Origin of the sequence: Bradyrhizobium australiense, from assembly GCF_013114825.1 — a bacterium.
In the GTDB taxonomy this organism is placed as follows: domain Bacteria; phylum Pseudomonadota; class Alphaproteobacteria; order Rhizobiales; family Xanthobacteraceae; genus Bradyrhizobium; species Bradyrhizobium australiense.
Window position 1 is genome coordinate 14,395 of record NZ_JAAVLX010000019.1, and the last position, 19,894, is coordinate 34,288.

Annotated in this window: 12 protein-coding genes and 5 pseudogenes; 12 read left to right on the plus strand and 5 right to left on the minus strand. The window is 59.5% G+C overall.

Going from position 1 to position 19,894, the window contains the following annotated elements; all coding sequences use genetic code 11:
• The first annotated feature begins 63 nt into the window (after window positions 1-63).
• The 6 genes and pseudogenes from HCN58_RS34350 to HCN58_RS36505 form a co-directional block, all read left to right on the plus strand.
• Complete coding sequence (locus HCN58_RS34350) at window positions 64-1,314, plus strand: ABC transporter permease (protein WP_171583754.1); 1,251 nt, start codon at window positions 64-66, stop codon at window positions 1,312-1,314.
• 5 nt (window positions 1,315-1,319) lie between these two features.
• A complete protein-coding gene (locus tag HCN58_RS34355) occupies window positions 1,320-2,150 on the plus strand; it encodes an ABC transporter permease (RefSeq protein WP_171583755.1) in 831 nt (276 codons plus the stop codon).
• A gap of 524 nt (window positions 2,151-2,674) precedes the next feature.
• Window positions 2,675-4,159, plus strand: a complete 1,485-nt coding sequence (locus tag HCN58_RS34360; protein ID WP_171583756.1) for an AMP-binding protein — start codon at window positions 2,675-2,677, stop codon at window positions 4,157-4,159.
• 65 nt (window positions 4,160-4,224) lie between these two features.
• The gene (locus HCN58_RS34365) at window positions 4,225-5,055 is read left to right on the plus strand and encodes an enoyl-CoA hydratase/isomerase family protein (protein WP_171583757.1); all 831 of its coding nucleotides are present in this window, start codon (window positions 4,225-4,227) and stop codon (window positions 5,053-5,055) included.
• A 720-nt stretch (window positions 5,056-5,775) separates the two neighbouring features.
• The gene (locus HCN58_RS34370; protein ID WP_171583758.1) at window positions 5,776-8,328 is read left to right on the plus strand and encodes a CoA transferase; all 2,553 of its coding nucleotides are present in this window, start codon (window positions 5,776-5,778) and stop codon (window positions 8,326-8,328) included.
• Between the two features lie 501 nt (window positions 8,329-8,829).
• Window positions 8,830-9,008, plus strand: a pseudogene (locus tag HCN58_RS36505) (IS21 family transposase); the annotation flags it as partial.
• Window positions 9,009-9,028: 20 nt separating this feature from the next.
• Here the strand turns inward: HCN58_RS36505 and HCN58_RS34375 are convergent.
• A pseudogene (locus HCN58_RS34375) lies at window positions 9,029-9,791 on the minus strand (IS5 family transposase).
• Between the two features lie 234 nt (window positions 9,792-10,025).
• Here HCN58_RS34375 and HCN58_RS35415 point away from each other — a divergent pair.
• Window positions 10,026-10,121 (plus strand): annotated as a pseudogene (locus HCN58_RS35415) (ATP-binding protein); the annotation flags it as partial.
• Window positions 10,122-11,892: 1,771 nt separating this feature from the next.
• Window positions 11,893-12,190: pseudogene (locus HCN58_RS34380) on the plus strand (ATP-binding cassette domain-containing protein); the annotation flags it as partial.
• Between the two features lie 90 nt (window positions 12,191-12,280).
• Here the strand turns inward: HCN58_RS34380 and HCN58_RS37850 are convergent.
• The 3 genes and pseudogenes from HCN58_RS37850 to HCN58_RS34395 form a co-directional block, all read right to left on the minus strand.
• Window positions 12,281-12,719, minus strand: a pseudogene (locus HCN58_RS37850) (ATP-binding protein); the annotation flags it as partial.
• A gap of 557 nt (window positions 12,720-13,276) precedes the next feature.
• Window positions 13,277-14,347 carry an aminotransferase class I/II-fold pyridoxal phosphate-dependent enzyme gene (locus tag HCN58_RS34390; protein WP_311966940.1) on the minus strand — a complete coding sequence of 357 codons (1,071 nt, stop codon included), beginning with the start codon at window positions 14,345-14,347 and terminating at the stop codon, window positions 13,277-13,279.
• Window positions 14,348-14,530: 183 nt separating this feature from the next.
• A complete protein-coding gene (locus HCN58_RS34395; protein WP_171583759.1) occupies window positions 14,531-15,166 on the minus strand; it encodes an isocitrate lyase/phosphoenolpyruvate mutase family protein in 636 nt (211 codons plus the stop codon).
• 796 nt (window positions 15,167-15,962) lie between these two features.
• Here HCN58_RS34395 and HCN58_RS37670 point away from each other — a divergent pair.
• Both HCN58_RS37670 and HCN58_RS37675 read left to right on the plus strand, forming a co-directional pair.
• Window positions 15,963-16,454, plus strand: a complete 492-nt coding sequence (locus HCN58_RS37670; protein WP_376701256.1) for a hypothetical protein — start codon at window positions 15,963-15,965, stop codon at window positions 16,452-16,454.
• Window positions 16,403-16,996, plus strand: coding sequence for a reverse transcriptase domain-containing protein (locus HCN58_RS37675; RefSeq protein ID WP_376701257.1), 594 nt, complete (start codon window positions 16,403-16,405; stop codon window positions 16,994-16,996). The genes HCN58_RS37670 and HCN58_RS37675 overlap by 52 nt, the downstream gene beginning before the upstream one ends.
• Window positions 16,997-17,119: 123 nt before the next feature.
• On the opposite strand, the gene HCN58_RS37280 is transcribed toward HCN58_RS37675, so the two are convergent.
• Window positions 17,120-17,269: a hypothetical protein gene (locus HCN58_RS37280; protein WP_311966941.1), complete on the minus strand. Its 150-nt coding sequence runs from the start codon at window positions 17,267-17,269 to the stop codon at window positions 17,120-17,122.
• A gap of 61 nt (window positions 17,270-17,330) precedes the next feature.
• Between HCN58_RS37280 and HCN58_RS34410 the strand changes: the two genes are divergently transcribed.
• Both HCN58_RS34410 and HCN58_RS34415 read left to right on the plus strand, forming a co-directional pair.
• The gene (locus HCN58_RS34410; RefSeq protein WP_235984139.1) at window positions 17,331-18,662 is read left to right on the plus strand and encodes an IS630 family transposase; all 1,332 of its coding nucleotides are present in this window, start codon (window positions 17,331-17,333) and stop codon (window positions 18,660-18,662) included.
• 926 nt (window positions 18,663-19,588) lie between these two features.
• The coding region (locus HCN58_RS34415; protein ID WP_283814688.1) for a carbamoyltransferase N-terminal domain-containing protein at window positions 19,589-19,894 on the plus strand (306 nt) is incomplete at its 3' end.

The window sequence follows — 19,894 nt, forward strand, 5'->3', positions numbered from 1 at the left end:
GAATGGCGGGGTGGGCATCCGTTCACCTCGCTGCCTCGAACGAACGAACTGAAAGAGAAATCGATGGCGACGATGGCTGTCCAAATCGCCGGAAGCCCTGACGACATTCCGCTGCGGACCAAGCTGCAGCGGGTCGAGCGCCGGCGTAAGCTGAGGGCCGTCAGCCTAGTCCTGCCGCTACTGCTCTTCATTCTGATCGCCTTCGTCTTGCCCATCGGCCGGATGATATTCAACGCAATCCATGACGATACGCTGCTGAGGCTCATGCCGCGAACCATGGCAGCGCTAAATGCCTGGGACGGCAAGGATTTGCCCGACGAGACCGTCTATGCCGCTCTTGTCGGAGACCTCAAGCAGGCGTCGGCACAGAAGACCGCGGGCGCGATCGCCAAGCGGATGAACTATGAGCTGCCCGGTGCCCTCAGCGAGGTGATGTCGAGCGCTCGCAAGGCAAGCGCGCTTTCCGCCGGCCTCTACAAGGAGGCGCTGATCGAAATAAATCCGTTTTGGGGTCGGCACGACGCCTGGAGCTTGCTGAAGCGCGGAAGGTCGGCCTATACGGCCTTTTACTTACTGCGTTCGGTCGATTACCAGTATGGCCCCGACAGCCAGATCGTCACCTCGCCGCCGGAGAACGCGATTTTCCGCGATATCTTCTTGCGTACGCTTGGCATCAGCATCGGCGTGACCGCCGCGACCCTGCTGCTCGGCTTCCCGGTGGCCTATCTCCTGGCGACACTGCCGCCCAGATCTCGCAATCTGCTGATGATATTGGTCGTGCTGCCGTTCTGGACGTCGTCATTGATGCGCACCATCGCCTGGGTCGTGCTGCTGCAGGATCGCGGGCTGGTGAACGACACGTTGATAGCGCTGCATGTCATATCTCAGCCAGCTGAGCTCATCTTCAATCGCGTCGGGACGATCGTGGCCATGACCCATATCCAGTTGCCCCTCACGTTGCTACCGATCTACAGCGTGATGAAGACGATCTCACCAAGCCTGGTCCGCGCCGCTCGCTCGCTTGGCGCCGGGCCCTTCTACGCCTTCTGGAAGGTCTACTTCCCGCTGACCCTGCCGGGGATCGCCGCCGGCTGCCTTCTGACGTTCATTCTGTGCCTAGGCTACTACATAACCCCCGCGCTCGTCGGCGGGCCGGCCGACCAAATGATTGGCTCGTTTGTCGCCTACTACACGAACGAGGATCTCAACTGGGGTATGGCCTCGGCCCTTGGCGCCATCCTGCTCAGCGCGACACTGCTACTCTACTATGTCTTCAACAAGCTGGTCGGCGCCGACCCGATTAAAGTGGGGTGAGAACGATGGCCGCGTCACCCTATGCCTCTCCGATGGAGAAGGGCTGGTACTACCTGCACCGGCTCCTCTGCGGGGCGGTGCTGCTGTTTCTGATCGCGCCGATCCTCGTGGTCATCCCGCTGTCGTTCAATTCCGTACCCTTCTTCAGCTATCCGATGCCAAGCCTGTCGCTCCGCTGGTATCAGGAGTTCTTCCTCACCGGCCGGTGGCAGGGGGCGCTGCACAACTCGATCTTTGTTGCCGTGTTGGTCACCCTGCTGTCGACCGCTCTGGGCACGCTAGCCGCACTCGGGCTCAGCCGCCCGAACTTTCCCTGGCGGGCCGCTATCATGAGCCTACTGATCTCACCCCTCGTCGTCCCGGGTGTGATCACCGCGGTGGCCGTGTATTTCTTCTATGCCGATGTCGGGCTGCTCAACACCTATACGGGGCTGATCCTGGCGCACACCACGCTGGCCACGCCCTTCGTCGTCATCACCGTGACCGCGACTCTGACAGGTTTCGACCATTCGCTGACCCGCGCAGCCGCCGGGCTCGGCGCGCCGCCGATCACGGTCTTCTTCAAGGTCATCCTGCCACTCATCCTTCCGGGCATGATCTCTGGTGCGCTCTTCGCCTTCCTCACCTCCTTCGACGAGGTGCTGCTCGCCCTTTTCGTCGCCAGCCCCGAGCAGCGCACTTTGCCGAAGGTCATGTTTTCCGGTATGCGCGAGGAGATCAGTCCGACCATCATTGCCGCCGCCACCGTGCTGATCCTATTCTCCATCGCCATGCTGACCACGGTCGAGCTGCTGCGGCGGCGTTCGGAGCGCCTGCGCGGCATCCGCAACACTTGATGCCTCCTATCTCATGTTGAGACCCTTACGTCACGTCAAAGATTTTCACCAGCCATTGCGCAACTGCACCGGCTTGGGACGATAACTGACAGCGCAAACGAAAAGATTGGTGCGCCGCCGCGTGACATCAGGCGGCGCAATCGCCCTCACAACGCGCCCTCGTCAAGCGCCGGTATGCCTAGCTCGACCGAATCCTTAATCCGCGCGGACGAATCGCATCCATCGGGGCACTGAAGCGCATCTCGGGCAGCACTCGACGACAAATTCACGAACGCTCTGAGCAGCTGGTGTAGGCGGAGCTAGCCGATTCTCCTTCGTGCCCTCACTGCTCGCACCTGTGGTTTATCTCCACGATGAACTTCTGCGCCCGAGCCAGAGAATTTGCCTGATCTATGTGTCGCTCCTGCGGAAGTCGGCGTTTTTCTTCTGCAGCCCAAGGTAATTCTTCTGGAGCCTCTGGGGTGGAGGTGGGTGTATCGCTCATGTGCCCAGAATCGGCAGAAGGAAAAGGACGTTTGTGACAGATGGCTGAAGACATGATCTCCTTGGGAGAGAAGCTGTCCCGCCGCGCCCAGGCGACGCCGGACGCCCCGGCGGTCAGTTGCGGCGAGACCACCCTCACCTGCGGCCAGTTGGAGGCGCGAGCCAACCGCGTCGCTCGCGCCCTGGAAGGGCTGGGCGTCAAGCTAGGCGACTTCGTCACCATCGGTCTGCCGAACGGCATCAATTTCATTGAGGCCTGCTGGGGCGTCTGGAAGCTGGGCGCGACACCGCAACCGGTATCCTTTCGACTGCCGAAAACCGAACTGCGCGCCATAGTCGACCTCGCTGCGCCGCCGGTGGTGATCGCATTGCCGGATATGGAGACTGACCGGCGGCGCGTCACGGTCGACGACCTCCTCGCGCTATCCGACGATGACCGGCCGGTTGGTTCGCGTGTGGCCCCGGTTTCGGGTGCTCTGACCTCCGGCGGGTCGACCGGGCGACCCAAGCTGGTCCTGTCTGGTTCGTGCGGTGTGACCCCCACTGAACTCGATGACGCGGGCGTCTGGCGCTTGGGCCCGGGCGACACGACGCTGATTCCTGCACCGCTCTATCATAGCGGGCCTTTCTGGTTCGCCTTGGAGGCGCTAATCCGCAACACTCATCTGGTACTGATGCCCCGCTTTGATGCGGAAGGCCTCCTGGCCGAGATCGCGCGATACAGGGCGACTTGGGTCTATATGGTACCCACCATGATGAGCCGGATCTGGCGACTGCCGGAAGATGTGCGAGTCCGCTATGACCTCTCATCGCTACGGACGCTATGGCACTTGGCTGCGCCCTGCCCGCCGTGGCTCAAGGAGGCCTTCATCGAGTGGCTGGGTCCCGAAGTGATCATGGAGACGTATGGCGGAAGCGAAGGCATAGCTTGGACCACAATCACCGGAAGCGAATGGCTTCATCACCGCGGCTCAGTCGGCCGAGTGAAGGTGGGCGAAATGAAGGCCTTCGACACCAACGGAAACGTGCTGCCGCCGGGCCAGGTGGGCGAGATCTACATGCGCCGCCCCGACCGGGCGCCGCCGTCATATCACTACCGCGGCGCCACGGCCCGGACGCTGGCGGGCGGTTGGGAAAGTCTCGGCGACGTCGGCTATTTCGACGCCGATGGCTACCTCTACCTGGCCGATCGGCGCACAGACATGTTTCTGGTCGGCGGCGCTAACGTCTATCCGGCCGAGGTCGAGGCAGCAATCGACGAGCACCCACTGGTGATATCGAGCGCCGTGGTCGGCCTGCCACACGAGGACATGGGCTCGTCCATCCACGCGATCGTCCAGGCTCGCCCCGGACTGACCGACCAGGCGCTGCTAGCGCATTTGGCTGAGCGGCTGGTGACCTACAAGCTCCCGCGCACCATCGAGTTTGTCGCAGAGCCGCTTCGCAATGAGGCGGGCAAGGTGCGCCGGACACAGTTGCGTGACGAGCGTATCGCTCGGATGAAGGCGAGCATGAGCCAAACGTAACCGGCGTCGGTTGTTTTGAAATGAGGGCAGCCATAGCGCCATAGGGACTTTTCACGGAAAGCAAAATGCCAGACAAAAACACGAACGGGAATTCGGCGAATTTTGTAAAGATCGAGAAAGGGCTCGGCCCGGAGGGGCGCATTGCGGTGGTGCGGTTCGACCGTGGCGATCGCATCAACGCGCTGTCTGATGGCGCAACTCGCGAGCTGACGAGAGCTGCTGAGAGTTTCGACGACGACACCAAAACCTCAGTCGTGATCCTGACTGGCGCGAAGGCTTTCAGTGCGGGCGCCGATCTGAAAAGCGGTAAGGCCGATTCAGATGCAGCTATGGACTTGGCCGCGCTGCGTAGACAATTCCGGATCGGACCGCGGCTAACCCGCGCCTGGTACGAGATGGAACAGGTGACGATTGCCGCGATCGAAGGATTTTGCATCGGAGGCGCTGTCGCGCTTGCCGTCGCCCTCGACTTGCGGATCATGGCGAGCGACGCTCATGTCCGCGTACCTGAGATCGCGCTCGGTATGAATATGAGCTGGCAAACCATCCCGCGCATGCTGCAGCTGATCGGTCCAGCGCGCACCAAGCAGGCGATCATCCTCGCCGACCAGCGGATCTCCGCGGCAGAGGCCTACGAGTGGGGGTTGGTGGAGCAGGTGACAGATCCCGGGGCGAGCTTTCAAGCGGCGATGGAACTCGCCGAGAAGGTTGCCGCCCAGCCGCCGCTCCCGGTCGCCATGACCAAGCACACGGTCAATCGTCTATCCGGTGCGCTTGACGATCTCGCGAGCCACATGGAGCTTGATCAGTTGGCATTGACCTGCATGACCGAGGATTACAAGGAGGGGATTGCGGCTTTCCTCGAGAAGCGCAAGCCCCGTTTTAGAGCGCGCTGAGAGCAAACAGGGGCGCGCTTTGCGGACCTATCGAGGCGCAACTTGGTCGCTGTGGAAAGCCATCTCATTTGGCTCGCACCGCGCAACGCGACCGTCCTCAAGAGTGGACAGACCATCTTCCGGCAGCGCCGCGGCGCTCGCCTGGCAGACATTTGGAAAGACAAAGGTGATTACCGGAGCTGGCGGTGGCCTCGGCGAGGCCTAAGCAAAATTATTCGCCAAGGAAGGCGTCCCGTCGTGCTGAATGAGCTCGGTGGGCAATCGGTAGCCACCAGGGAATTTCTTGGAAGCATGCTATGCGGCTCGAGCGCCGGCGCAGATGTCATTTCTTGGCGCAACCCGTCGCTGTTTGTCACGCAGACGAAGCGCACCTCCAATCCGACAGCACCGAGCGTGCCCACGGAACGCACGTCGCTGTCTGAACTCCAGCTGATTGGCCTGCGTTCATGCCTTACTCTGACGGCTTGTTTGTCCGTCGGGGAATGCAGGCGCTATCGCAGTGAACAGTCCCGAGATATGCCGACTGCTGAAAATCCAATCGGACAGGTTGCAGCCTGCGAGCCGGCGAACGGGGATGGCGAGATAAAAGCTTCACGTTTAGCGATCGGGCGCAGAATTTGTGCTCCGCGACGGGCTATATCAGTCAATTTAGATCCCTAGCTCATACTATTTTATTGCGGCCTGGTTTGGCCCAGCCTTGGGACAAGCCAACCCATCGGCATGCGTGACGACCCGTCAAACCCTTCGCGGGCAACCGGCAAAGTGATAGCAACGCGACGTTCAAACCTTCCTCTCTTCGGCGTCAAGGTCGTGGATTTCGGCCAGTACATTGCCGGCCCGGCGGTGGCGATGATCCTCGCCGATCTTGGCGCCACCGTTGTGCATATCGACCCGCCATCCGGTCCCCTCTGGGACAGCCCGGCCAATGCCACCCTCAATCGAAACAAGCTGATCGTTCCGATCGACTTGAAAACTGAAGAGGGCGTGTCACAGGCGCAGACTCTAATTGGGGAAGCGGATATCGTAGTCGAGAATTTCCGCCCGGAGGTGCTGAGTGCGCTCGGAATCGATTTCACGGCCCTGCGCCGGCTGCGGCCGGACTTGATCACCGTGTCCATTCCGGGCTTTGCTTCCAACGATCAACTCCGTCGCGAGTGGCGCGCCTTCGAGGCCGTGATCGCGGCATCATCGGGGGTATTTACTGCTACGTCGCTGAACCGTGTTTTGGCGGGCGTAAATCCGTCTTTCTCGCCGCTGCCTCTGGCATCCGCCCACGGCACGATGTTAGCGGTATCGGCCACGGTGCTGGCTCTTCAGGCGCGGGAGCGCACCGGGATTGGCGACCACATCGAAGTGCCTCTTGCATGCGCACTCATGGAAGGCCTCGCCTACAACTCGATCAGCATAGACGACTGTCCTGTTCGCTACAAATCGCAACGTGAGCGTGAGATCGAGCGTCGGCGTGAAGCAGGCTTGCAGATGGATCTCTCCTACGAGTCCGCGCAGGAACTGCTCGATCCATTTTGCCGCAATTACAAGTGCAAAGACGGGCGCATGTTCTATCTCCTCTGTTCGGGCCACAAGCTGCATTCCAAGCGCTGCTTACAGGTTCTGGGACTCTATGACGAACTCGTGGCCGAGGGGCTTGCACAGGACGCCGATGTTTATATTCCTGTCAGCGAATGGCGATCCGAGGTCTCACTGGGTGCCTATCTGCCGAAAAACTGGGCCGACAAGATCGCCCAAAGGATGAAGACCGTCTTCCTGACCCGAACTGCAAAGGAGTGGGAGCGCATCTTCGGTGAAAGCCGGATCCCCGCTGCGCCGCAGCGTTGGTTGCAGGAATGGATCAGCGATCATCATGCAAAATGCGCAGGTCTGATGATCGAGGTCGATGATCCCGTGTATGGAAGGATGATCCAGCCAGGACCAGTGGCTTGGCTGGAGGAAAGCGGCGAAGCGCCGCTGAACCCGGCGCCGCGGAAATGGGTTTCCTTCGACCAAGCAGTCGCCGTGCTCTCGGCGATCCCTGCTAGGCAGCCGGCGGTCCGGCCTGCCGAGACATCGGTGGGATGGCTTGACGGCGTACGGGTTCTCGATCTTTGCAATGTCGTTGCTGGCCCGCATTCGACATACTATCTCGCGCGTTTCGGAGCGGAGGTGATCAAGATCGACCCAGCGAGCCCGCTTTACGACCCTTCTGTCGCGGTGATATTCGGTATGATCCATATGCGCGGCAAGCGTTCGGTTCTGGTGGATATCGGCTCATCCGGCGGCCGGGAGGTGTTCGAGAGGCTGGTGAAGTCGGTTGATGTCGTGGTCTGGAATGCGCCTGATCGGCAGGTCAAGCTCATGGGGCTCGACTTAGAAGGCCTGAAAGCGCTCAATCAGGACGCGATCTTCTGCCAGCTCGATTGCTTCGGCGGCGTCCGTCGCGGCCCACGCAGTGATTATCTCGGTTATGAAAACAACGTCCAGGCGGCAACTGGCATCATGCTAAGATTCGGTGGTTCCGCCGATACGCCCGAGGAGCACGTGCCCATCGGGACGATCGACGTGATGGGCGGGTTCGGCGCAGCTCTCGGGGTTGCTGTCGCGCTCTATCAGAAGGTCAGGACCGGCCACGCAGGGCGGGCCAGGACGTCGCTGTCGGCACTCTCCTGCCTAGTGCAGATGCCATTCTGTTACGATTATGAAGGGCGCAGACAATTCGACGAGCCGGCCGGGCCCGATGCCAAAGGCTATGATGCTCTGACCCGCCTTTATCAGACGGCTTCAGGCCGAAGCCTTCTGCTCAGCGCCTTAGAAGGTGATCTGCCTCGCCTTGCCCAGGTCGAGGGCCTTGAAGGACTTGCTGGTGTGCCGAAGGTGGACCGGGCATCCTTCCTTGCCAAGGCGATCGCGAAGATTTCCGCTGAGCAATGGTTGTCGAGATTTAATGCAGCCGATATCGGGGCCGCGATCTGCGAGGATATCGCGGCCATCCGATCAGCAAGTTCGAGGCCTGCGGATGGTACTCTGGGGACCGAACAGGGCAGCTACTCCTTCTCAACATGTCGTGACCATCCCAGTGGACGTGCCGTAACGCAGGTTGATCCCTACGCGATCCGCTTGGCGGTCGGAAAGATCTATGCGCTGGATGCCGCAAAAAAGTACGGCGCCTCGACGCGGCAGGTTCTGCGGTGGTTGCAATACTCCGAAGCCGAAATAGACAGGTTGCTCGCGGCGGGCGCTATAAGCGAAAGCTGGAGTCGCGAGTATTTGCCTACTTGAGAGGGCATTTCAAACACGTTTTGGGCCATAAGCGCAGTCATCATCTCTTCCACAGCACGGTTTTGATTAAGCATACGATCAGGCGACTTCCATTTTGCTTGGCCCCTTGTACGAGCTCACGCGCGAGGGGGGAGGGGCCGGCGGCTACGGGCGAGCAGATGCTAGTTCACGTCGACGCAGGCGAACACGATGACCGCAAAGCAGGCGAGTAGAGCGTGGCGAAGAAGCTCTCGGCGTAGTCTGACGGTTCCCGCGACGAGGCCGCGTGAGCTTATCGCACTCGCTCGTGGTGACAGCTGTCGTGGCGCATGCCGGAGCCGCGATCGGGTTGTGCCACCCAAGTGCAGATCGTTTGCGCGGTTGGTTCGCTTGGGTGCCGCATTGGCCCGACGCCGGCGTGGTACAGGTGCACGGATCTCAAGATGAACACCACCCTTTCGGACGCTTCGACCGACAACTCAACCGGCTATGGGTTTCTCATTCAACCAATGAGGAAGCCTGATGCTTACCCAGCGAGTGCGCCGGATCAGAGAAGTTCTACGTCCGAGGCAGCAGGCCTGACCGAGCGGGTCATTGCGCGGATGTTGGGGGTGAGCAATGGCGTCGTGAACGGTTATGTGCGGCGCGCACGCCTTGCGGGCCTGACCTGGCCGCTGCCGGAGGACATGGGCGACGACGAAGGGCTAGGTGGTGTGGACACTTATCGCAGCCATAGGACGATGGCAGCGAGAGTGACGACGGCGCGGTAATTTCGGGCGGTTTTTTCGAAGCGGGTTGCGACGCGGCGGAACTGCTTGAGCTTGGAGAAGCAGCATTCGACGAGATGGCGCTGGGCATAGAGATGCTTGTCGAGCGGATATTTGAGCGCGCGTGACGGGTTGTTGGGGATGACGGCGAGCGCGCCTTTGGCAGCGATGGCTTGGCGCAAGTGATCGGCGTCATAGGCCGTATTGGCCATGACGACCTCGGCAGGTAATCCCTCGATCAATGCGGCGGCTTGCGGTGCATCGCCCTTCTGACCTGCGGTGAGGGTGAACCGCACGGGACATCCCAGGCCGCGAACGGCCAGATGTATCTTGGTGCTTAGGCCGCCGCGCGAGCGGCCAAGCGCCTGATCTTCAGACCCCCTCTTTTCGCCCCGGCAGCGTGCTGATGGGCTCATACGATAGTGGAATCGACGATCAGATATTCGAAGTCCGGATCATCGGACATCGCCTTGAAGATCCGCCACCAAACACCTTGATGCTCAATCGACTGAAGCGCCGGAACACGCTGTTCCAATCCCCGAACGCTTCGGGAAGGTCACGCCAAGGAGAGCCCGTACGCACGATCCAAAGCACACCTTCCACGAACATCCGGTTGTCGCGGCCGGTCGAACCCTTCTGGTCGGGGCGGCCCATGATCAGAGGCGCCATCCGCTCCCATGCCGCGTCGCTCAAAACCAACCGGTCCATCACACCCAAGACTGCCTCCCAAAAGCAGTCTTGAATCTGATTTGCTCCTAAAAGGGAATCCTTAGAGTCCACACCACCTAGAGCTGTTGCTATCCCGGCGCCCACGGCAACGTCGCAAAGCGACCGGCGACCGGCACCCGATTGGGTTTATGTCGAGAAAGAATTGCGCCACCGCAACGTGACACGCCTGCTGTTGTAGGAAAAGTATCGCGCCGCCAATCCCGACGGCTTTGGCTGTACCTGCTTTTGTATGATCCCATCCTTGGCCACGCCATTCTGGATCTCCTCGTTCACAACGCTCACCGCCTTCAACTCACCGGAGAAAGCATGCGAAGACAAAACGCCCGCAATCAAAGTCTTGACGCAAATCCAAACGCCTCACCCTGTCGCTCAAAGCGGCCGCTCATGACCGTGCGAAAACAACTGCTCTCCATCGCGTGAAATCGCCGCTCACTATCACTGAGATGCGCAGGCCATTGACCGATAGCCGATAAGAACCAACCAGTTCCCCGTGAACCAATTGATGCTGAAGGCGTGATCTCGGCCATTCAGTCGTAAGGACCTAGAAGCGAGGCTCTACACTCTGAACGGGTCTTGCATGGGGTGGACGACCCGAGCGCGCCGCGTTTGATGCACAGTACTGCGTTCGGATTGCAACGCGCCTCGGAATCATAGTCCTTGAACGGGAATCATAGTCCTTCAGAATGAAGTGTTCCGCAGTCCTTCTGGAATAGCACCAACGCTGCCCTGATTGAGGTGACAGCCAGCTGCTATGCTCCCCTTGCGAAGTTTCAGCGTTGTCGGCCACCACATATGGAATGTTAGATCATTCGATGAATACGGTCGACTTGATTCTTCGGCGACCGGCGCATATTGAACGAGTTTGCTGGTCGGTAACGATCCCGCGCGTCCGATCCGGGCGCTCTGTCCACCTCGCTCGTTGCGGCTGGCGAAGTTCCGTCGTTCGCGAATCATCCGGCCTCTTGCAGCAGCTTATCGGGGGAGAGCGCGGCTTGATTATGAGCGCTGCTTCGGTTCTTGCCTGCGATTATATGCGTCGGGACCGCGCAATCTGAGGCAGGGCAATATTATCTCGAAGGGCATTCTTCGGACCGACCATGCGATCTTCGCGGCAAAGATCGGCCCCGATGGCGTCGCCATCCCAAATCTCGGCGCAACCTAGATAGCGCCGTGCCGCCGATCGGAAAATAGATCACTGTTAATTGGGGATCGCGGCGTCAGCGAGGTAACGATATCCTCAAGCTCCTTGCAATCGGGCCAAGGCCGTCATGATTGGCCAAAGCCTCACCGGAGCCTAGCCTAGTAGTCCGGTTCTGCCGAGTGATCAGGGCTTTTGACGCGCGAACTTGACATTGCAATAGTGAGGAGCGGGTGCAAGTAGATACGATGAATTGAACAAGCGCCTGCTCGGGATACCTGGTCGCGTCGGTTGATTGCGAACTCGCGATGCTAAACTCCGGCCTGGCAGCGCATTAGCCTGCCGCACGAGCCGCAACAATCCCAAGCTGCCATCTGGTGTGCGTTCCCTTTTGAGACGTTTGCTGTTTTGATTGGACCGCACGCCGCCGATCAGTGTGACCATCATGAAGCATCAGCGGTTACTCGCACAGATCTCGTGGCTCGCTTGAACCGATATGAAGAGTGCCGTTCACCGTAGCCGGTTGTAAGAGCGGTGCTGGGTCGACGTTAGCTTGCTCCACGTAGCGAGCTCTGCAGCTTATTGATGGCCTTGCTCTCTGCATCGTTCTCGCTTGAAACAAGGCCTTCCATGTTCGCGGGTCATCTATCTCCACAGCTGATATGCGCAGAATTTCGGCTATGCGAGGGTCAGATCGATGAGAATCATCGTCATGAGTCGATAATATTTTTCTGAATCACAGAAGCCCTCTGCCGACCCAAGAGGTCGCGGAGTCAAAAGAACAGGTGGCGAAACAGTGAGCCAAGCGCAGGCGCCTCATGTAGGCATATCCCTACGATCTTGGCCGCGCACGCAACTGCTGCAATCCGTCAAGAAGAAGATCGTTGTCTGGTCGTCGACGACCGCCGCAGTAGCAGGAACGCCAGGACGCGCGGGGGAGAGAAGAGGGCGATGCGAGGCACGAACAATGCCTTTGTGGAGTTTTGCGGCGTTCAGAAGACCTACGACGGCGAAACGCTGGGTCGTTAAGAATCTCAAATTGGACATCGCCAGAGGTGAGTTTCTGATGATGCTGGGGCCATCCGGCTCTGGCAAGACCACGATCCTCATTATGCTCGCCGGCTTCGAGGCGCCCACCCATGGCTCGATCCTACTGGATGGGTGCTCGATCGACATGCCACTGCACAAGCGCGACATCGGCATGGTGTTCCAAAATTACGCGCTTTTTCCGTATATGACCGTGGAGGAGGTTCGCCTGATTGTCGCGGAGCGTCAATTAAGCTTGCGTTCTTGCTGTCGCGTGCTCCGGCGGCCATCCCGGACGGGGCCGTCGCTCGATCGCAGTGGTAGCTTTCGACGTTCATCTCGATGATGGTGGCGTGGTGGACAAGGCGATCGATGGTGGCGAGCGTCATGGCGGCATCTGGGGAGACTGTTCCATTACCGGAACCATTGTTCGGCAGTGATCAACATCGAGCGCCGCTCGTCGTGTGCGCTGATGAGTTAGAACAGCACACTGGTCTCGGCGTGGTTCTTGGTGACATAGGCAAGATCATCGAGGACGACGAGGTCCAAGCGGTCGAGGCGATCGATGGCGGTCTTGAGGTTGAGTTCGCGGCGAGTCACCTGGGCCTTCTGCACAAGGTCGTGGTCCGGGTGAAGAGGACGCGCCATCCGTTCTCGATCAGGAGCAAAAGCGAGCCCTGCTCCCAAATGAGGCCGGGTGGGCCAAACAGGAGCAGATTGGCGCCCCTGCGCAACCAGCCGTTGCCGGTAGAAGCGTGTCAAGTTTATCATCTTGAAAAGCTCCTGGCTTGCGCTTCGACGGACGACTGATCGATGAACCAGGTGCGGACTCAGTCATCTTCAGCCAGCTCGACCGCTGAGCCACTCACGAATGCGTTAAACGACGCAACCGCCGCTACGCTTCGCTTGCTACGTGACACGGTTTGAAGTGTTCGTTCGAGGACTTCGCGCCCAAACAATATATCGCATTCGAGAACGACGATGTCGCCGTTGAGCTCGTTCCGCGTAAGCCAAAGAAAAAGGCGCTGCCGGACCGATCGAAGATGAGGTTGTGGACATATTCAATGTCGAGATCCTCGAAACTGGCCGCAGGGGTGTTCGATAGCTTCCTTGCGGTAGCCAACGACGATCGTTGCTTCCCGAGTCCCGACCGCCGAAAGCTGATGCAGTGCGTTATCGGGAATGCCGTTTATCTCCACCAAAGCCTTGGGAGTGACGTCCGTGTAGGGGCCAGTCTTGAGCCCATTCCTGCGGCAAGGATCACGGCCCGTGTGCCATTGAGCATTTCAAATCCTCCTCCTGGTGAGATTCAGATCCCTACTTGCCGGGTCCTCAGACTGTTCAGCGTCCCGACGATATGTTTCAGGCCAGTCTCCAACAGATCTGGTGGAGCGCCGAAGGAGAGACGTAAGCCGTTCACGTCGCCAAAAGCGCCGCCGGACACGCATCCCACATTGGCTTCGTCCAGAAGCAATCGTGCAATATCCTCGGTGGATCGAATGGGACCTTCAGTCCGTAAAGCTGAGATTAGCCTACTCAGATCGAGATAGAAAGAAGAATGAGCCATCGGTCGCGGCATGGCTACGTCGCGCAGATCAGACAGGATGTGAAGGCCTATGTCGCGAGCATTGGCAAGGCGCTGATGGAGTTCCCGCTCAAAGCTGCCGTCGTTGACTTGAAGGTGGTGCAGGATCGCGTGCTGCGCGATCACATTTGGATTTGCTGTTATATGGCTCTGCAGTGTCCTTGCCGCGAAAACGATCTCCGCGGGTGCTGCGAAATAACCCAAGCACCAGCCAGTGATCGCTAGCTCATTCGAGAATGCGTTGACCACGATCGTCCGTGAACGTACGTCGGGGAGTGTCGTGACGATCGACTCATAGCGTGCCCCGGTGAATACGAAGCGAGAGTAGCGCTCATCGGAAATGATCCAGAGCTGGGAACTGATTGCGAACTCACCGATATTTTGAAGAGTAGTTCGATCATAGACTGCACCGGTAGGATTGTTGGGCGAGTTGATGACTATGGCTTTCGTCCGCGGTGTGACAGCGGCGCGAATGGAACTGATATCAGGAACGTATCTCAGGCGGCGAGCATCAACGAACACGGGCGTTGCGCCAGCGAGAAGAACCTGAAGCGGAAATGTCGGCCAGCAGGGACGAATAATGATAGCCTCATCACCCGGATCGAGCACGGCCAATGCAGCGTCGAGCAGGGCTTCATTTGCACTCGCAGCGATTACGATGTCCTCTGTATTCCAGCCGATGCTTGATTCCGCGGCAAGCCTTTCGGCGACAGCCTTGCGAAGCGGCCTGAGGCCGACGGAATCGGAATAGCGGTTCGTATTAGCATTGAGGGCAGCAATCGCTCCTTCGCGCACGGATGCGGGCGGTTCGATGACGATTTCATCGGACTCAGATCGATGACCTGATGTCCGACCGCGGCAGCAACCGTGACTAGCTCGAGGGTGGAAGCAGGCCTGAAAGGAACGACACCCGTTGCGCTAACATGAGCGCCCTCCTGCGCTGATTGTCGAGCCTTGCAAGTGATCCGAACCGCGTGGTCACCGGTCCGCGATCTGCTTCGATAGAAATCGCTCTTCAGCTTTGGTAAGGTCGTAGCAGCCGCTGAGGCAGGAGAATTCATCGAAACCGGCGAGCTGTTTCTCAAATAGCGGCAATGCCTTTCGATCGAATACGCATTTGACATCGATGCCGTAGAAGAGTCGGATTCGGGGGCGCGCCCGACCGGAAGATTCATCAATATCGGTTAGGTGATGGTGCTCGAGAAAGGAGTTAATCGTTGGAGACCGGCTGGCGTTTAGCGGCGCGCCAGCAGGGCCGCGTTGGCGGAGCGTGCGCGCGAAGAGCTTAGCTTTGTCCAAATTTCCAAAGCCGCGATCGCCATCAACCGGCGCGGGCAGTTCGGTCGGGTCTGCGATGAGCTGGACGGCGTCGACGAGTTGGGTCGATAAAACTCGGTTGGCATCGCGGTAGCCGAGCGAGCAGGCAGTCGTCAGGCCCGAGGCCCAGTGGCCTGTGAACCCTGGCCGCTCGCCGATCGCACCTGAGAGTCCATCATATGCTTCCATGAGGAAGAAAAGTTGTTGAAGCAGACCAGAGCGGCAGCATTTCGGTCGGCGACGAGTAGGGCATCGATCAGGGCTGTTGGCGAAAGCAGATTGTGATGGATGTTGCATGCCGAGTGCCTTGCAGGTGAGGTGTGACCCACCCGGCTGTCGTCAACAAATCCCATGCGTCTGTCATCTTGATCAAGCTCTAATGTTAGTAGTTGATCATGGCGACTTTTGTACGTTCCTATCGAACGCAGCAACTGCCGCTACGCCGTTACGTTATCAGAGATGTTCGTGCGTTGGCGGCAAAAATTCAAAAGACGACATGCGTGCGTCCACCAATGCACCCGAGTTACGGCGCTGCATCGTGGATCTGCAGTCGCTCGACCCACGCGAGGTATACAAGGCCTCTTTGGTTTTGCGGTCTTTCGAGCTGTTGAGACCGTTTGAGGGTCGAATTTGGATCTGGCGCTGCGCGCGTCGCCGAGTTGTTTCAATGCGACCCATCCGGGAGGCGCGTCGCTATATTCGCTCTGAGCGTTCGCCTAGTCTTACTGCGTGTGCGCCGGGAAGCCGGCAAGGAATAGATGGTGAGAGTCCATTACGATGAAGGAGTAGCGCCCCACATCGGCCCCAAGCCGTGCGGCAGCGTCCGTGAGGGCGCTGGCGAAGCGTCGGCAGGGGAGCATACAGGCCAGCCATTGAACCGCGAAAGAAGATTGTCCCGGGAGTCGACGCTGTACTCAGAGCGGAAGGCGACGCGGACGGGTGGGATAACGCGAGCACCTGGACGTCCCGGCGTGGTCGTAGACCCTGGCATGTATGGATTTCCTTGCGCGGAAACCGGGAGATCTCGAGTCTGACCGGGGGGCGGTCCGGCCGCCCGGGCCCGCACCGGGAAAGCGAAGAGCTGTAGCCGGTGATGCACGGACTCGAGAAGTCAGACCCCGTTTTATTAGCAACGAAGCTGACGAACAAAGCCGGGTTACCGGCGGCGGAGGCGGTGGAGCGAAGGACGGGGGCCGAGGGGAACGCGAACCAGCTAAGCACGCGCCGGGCGCAGGACTGGGAAAGCGTGTCACAGGCGCTGGAGCGCGTACGTCAAGCCGCAAGGCAAAGGAAGAAGGAACGGTTCACCGAGCTCTACCACCATCTCAGCCTGCCTGCGCTCAGGACGGCGTTCTTCGCGCTTAAGCGGGAGGCGGCGCCTGGGGTGGATGGGGTGACGTGGCGGGACTACGAGGCCGATCTCGATCGCAAGCTCGCAGATCTGCACGCACGGTCCATCGGGGAGCGTACCGGGCGCAACCAAGCCGCCGTCGGTATATTCCGAAGGCGGATGGCAGACAGCGCCCGCTCGCAGTGGCTGCCCTGGAAGACAAGGTCGTCCAACGCGCAACTGCTGCCGTGCTGAACGCGATCTTCGAGGAGGACTTCCTCGGATTTAGCTATGGTTTCCGGCCGGGGCGCGGCCAGCATAATGCGCTGGACGCGTTGGTTGTCGGGATCAACAGCACGAAGGTGAACTACATCTTGGACGCCGACATTCGGTCGTTCTTCGATCGTGTCAGTCAATCCTGGCTGGTTCGCTTCGTTGAACATCGGGTCGGCGACAAGCGCATCATCCGCCTGATCCAGAAATGGCTCAAGGCGGGCGTTCTTGAAGACGGGATTGTCACAACCAATGATAAGGGAACGGGCCAAGGCTCGGTGATCTCGCCGCTCCTTGCCAACGTCTACCTTCATTTTGTGTTCGATCTCTGGGCGGAGCGCTGGCGACGGCGCGACGCTACGGGCAATATGATCATCGTGCGCTTTGCCGACGACATCGTCGTCGGCTTCGAGCATGAAGACGACGCCCGTCGCTTCTGGGATGCGATGCGAACGCGACTGGAGGAGTTCGCATTGTCGCTTCATCCGGAAAAGACTCGCCTGATCGAGCTTTCATCACAGTGATTTTGACGTTTTGATACCGAGCCATTCTGAGGATCGGCAAGTTTTCCGCCGGCACGAGGATTTCGATGCTTCTGGGAACGCCAGGTTGACGTCGGATGAAGCCGTTTCGTTCGAGGGTGACGATCACTGGTGAACCGAAGGCGGGCTGACGCGGAAGTGGCGCTGGATGTCGGCTTCGGCGGGCGGCTGTCCGAACATGTAGGAATAGGTATGGATGAAAGCGAGGTAGTGCCCCCGCTTCTCGGTGAAGCGCGCGCCCGGTTTTTGACTCATCGTTGGATTCGTCCCGGCCTCCGACAAGGAGGCAAAGCATGAATGTACGTTATCGGTCGAATTGAGCCAAGCCGAGCGCGACGAACTGACGGCGATGCTCGGCGGCGGCAAGCATACCGCCCGCAAACTCAAGCGGGCGCAGATTTTGCTGGCGACTGATGCCGGCCGCTGCGACGCGGAGATTGTCCGAACCGTCCGGGTCAGCCTTTCCACCGTCGGCCGAACCAAGCGTCGCTTTGTGGAAGGCAATCTGGAGCGGGCCTTGAGCGAGGAGCCGCGTCCGGGCGCGGAGCGCAAGCTGACCGGCAAGGAGGAGGCCCTGCTGGTGGCGACCGCATGCGCCAAGCCACCCGCCGGCCGCAAACGCTGGACGCTGACGCTTTTGGCCGACATGATGGTCAAGCTCACCGATCACGACAGCCTGTCGGGCGGGACCGTGCGCCGCCGGCTGGCCGAGAACGATCTCAAGCCATGGCGCCAAGACATGTGGTGCATCCTCCAGGTCGATGGCGAATACGTCGCCCGCATGGAGGACGTGCTCGATCTCTACGCTGAAGCGCCGGATCCCGCGCGGCCGCTGGTCTGCTTCGACGAGACCCCCCTCCAGCCGATCGGCGAGGTCCGTCAGCCGATTCCAGCCGAGCCGGGACAGCGCGAGCGCTACGATTACGAGTACCGCCGCAACGGCACCGTCAATCTCTTCGTCACCTTCGATCCGCATCGCGGCTGGCGCAACGTCAAGGTCACCGACCGCCGCGCTGCCGTCGACTACGCCCACTGCATGCGTGAACTCGTCGACGTCCATTATCCCGGCGCCACTTGTATCCGTGTCGTGCAGGGACAATTTGTCGACCCACAAGCCTGGAGCGCTGAGGCCCGGCGCATCCTGCGCCGCCTCGAATTCCACTTCACCCCGAAACACGCCAGTTGGCTCAACATGGTCGAATGCGAGATCAGCATGCTGCAGCGCCAGTGTCTCGGCCGCCGCACCGACGACCCCAAAAAGCTCCGAAAGAGATCGCATCATGGCAACGGCGGCGAAACAAAGCCAAACCCCGCATCAAATGGATGTTCACAACCGACAAAGCCCGCGCCAAACTCGGCCGCGCCTATCCAGTCGCGGCCAAAGAATCAAAATCACTGTGATGAACCACTAGCCGTGAGGAGGATCTTGAGGACAATCCGCAATGCACCACTGGCTTACGGGCAGTTCGACAAACCCAGGACGTCTTGCTGTGTTCGGGTGAGTATGATACCCGACATCTCGACCCGGTACTGCCGATGCAAGGCAACCACTGCAAATCGGGTGAGCGGGTTCGGTTGCCTTAGGAGCCAACCACTCCGAAAACGCATATCCCTCAGGCCGCGCTCTCTTGAATCTATATCAAGTTAATACCGCGGTGGTTGGCGCATACTGCCGTATATCGCAATTGCTTCAATCTAAGACAATCCTCTCCAGCCCTCGTGACGCTTGATTGTCGCGAGGACGCGACTGGTACGACTCTTGCGTTCCTCATCTTAGGCCTGCTCCCTTCTGGAGAGCGTATTCCTAGTGTCTTCTAAAGAGCAGGTCGCCGACACCGCGCAGATCACTCCGGCAGCGCCAAGAAGCTTTGTTGCAGCTTCTTTCGTCCGAGGTCAGTGCGCAGGATCTCCGCACTCGTCAGTCGCGTCGGAGCGGAGCTCGAGCCGGACCGTTGGCATGCACTCGCAGGCATCCTCCGCGAGGATCGTGATCTGATGTTCCTGGGAATAGCAGCGAGCTGCGTGCGGCATCGGTAAAGTTACAAAAACTCCTCCGGTTAGGATACGAAATCGACCAGTTATCCCTTTCGCGGCCCCCGTCATGGGGGCCGCCAACGTCGACGCGTCTCACTCTACTCTGTCGCGCTCTAGCCTATCTGAGTTGGTAGCTGCCCAAGCAACGTAGCCAGTGGTTTAGTTCGTTTGAATCAAGGTAGGCCTTGTGCAGAACGTCCAGTTCGGCCCGATATCGTCAAGGCGACTGTAGCGCCGAATCAATTATGCGGTCGGCTGCGCATGTTTCGCAGACGGAACGGAGAGTAAAGTGCAGCAGCGGAGTCCAGTGTCTAGTGCTCGGCCGACCGGACATTTTGGGAAGACCGCCTACATGGTCAATGCCGCCCGCAAATCGATCCAGCCCACACGGCTGGTCTCATGGTGGACCACGGGAAACTGGCCGTCGTGTTCGATTGCATAGCGCACATGTCTCCTAGGATGCGTTATCAACGAAGATTGCTTGCTCGGCCGCCGTCGAAGTCCAATTTATCTTAATAAATCGAGTTGCAAGGAGGCACTATGCGTATCTGCGGTATCAAACTGAGGCATGACGGAGCGATTGCTCTTGTCGAGGACGGACGGCTCATCTTTTGCGTCGAGCAAGAGAAGCGGGGCAACAATTACAGGTATCAAGCCATCGACAATCTCGACGCCATTGTTGCCGTCTTGGCGGAGCACGGTCTCGATCCGCGCGATGTTGATCAGTTCGTCGTCGACGGCGGGTGGTGGAGGGAGGGTTTTCAGGTCCTCAGTGGGGCGGAACCTGTCACTCTCAAGTGGGCATCGTATGCTGAACGAGATGCCGAGGGCCTTCTCGATTCACGC

What these genes read in the sequence shown, in the direction of transcription:
- HCN58_RS34355 (WP_171583755.1), top strand. Translation starts at nt 1,320, where the DNA reads ATGGCCGCGTCACCCTATGCCTCTCCGATGGAGAAGGGCTGGTACTAC.
- HCN58_RS37280 (WP_311966941.1), bottom strand. Translation starts at nt 17,269, where the DNA reads ATGAGTCAAAAACCGGGCGCGCGCTTCACCGAGAAGCGGGGGCACTAC.
- HCN58_RS34350 (WP_171583754.1), top strand. Translation starts at nt 64, where the DNA reads ATGGCGACGATGGCTGTCCAAATCGCCGGAAGCCCTGACGACATTCCG.
- HCN58_RS34365 (WP_171583757.1), top strand. Translation starts at nt 4,225, where the DNA reads ATGCCAGACAAAAACACGAACGGGAATTCGGCGAATTTTGTAAAGATC.
- HCN58_RS34395 (WP_171583759.1), bottom strand. Translation starts at nt 15,166, where the DNA reads ATGCAACATCCATCACAATCTGCTTTCGCCAACAGCCCTGATCGATGC.
- HCN58_RS34370 (WP_171583758.1), top strand. Translation starts at nt 5,776, where the DNA reads ATGCGTGACGACCCGTCAAACCCTTCGCGGGCAACCGGCAAAGTGATA.
- HCN58_RS37670 (WP_376701256.1), top strand. Translation starts at nt 15,963, where the DNA reads ATGCACGGACTCGAGAAGTCAGACCCCGTTTTATTAGCAACGAAGCTG.
- HCN58_RS34360 (WP_171583756.1), top strand. Translation starts at nt 2,675, where the DNA reads ATGGCTGAAGACATGATCTCCTTGGGAGAGAAGCTGTCCCGCCGCGCC.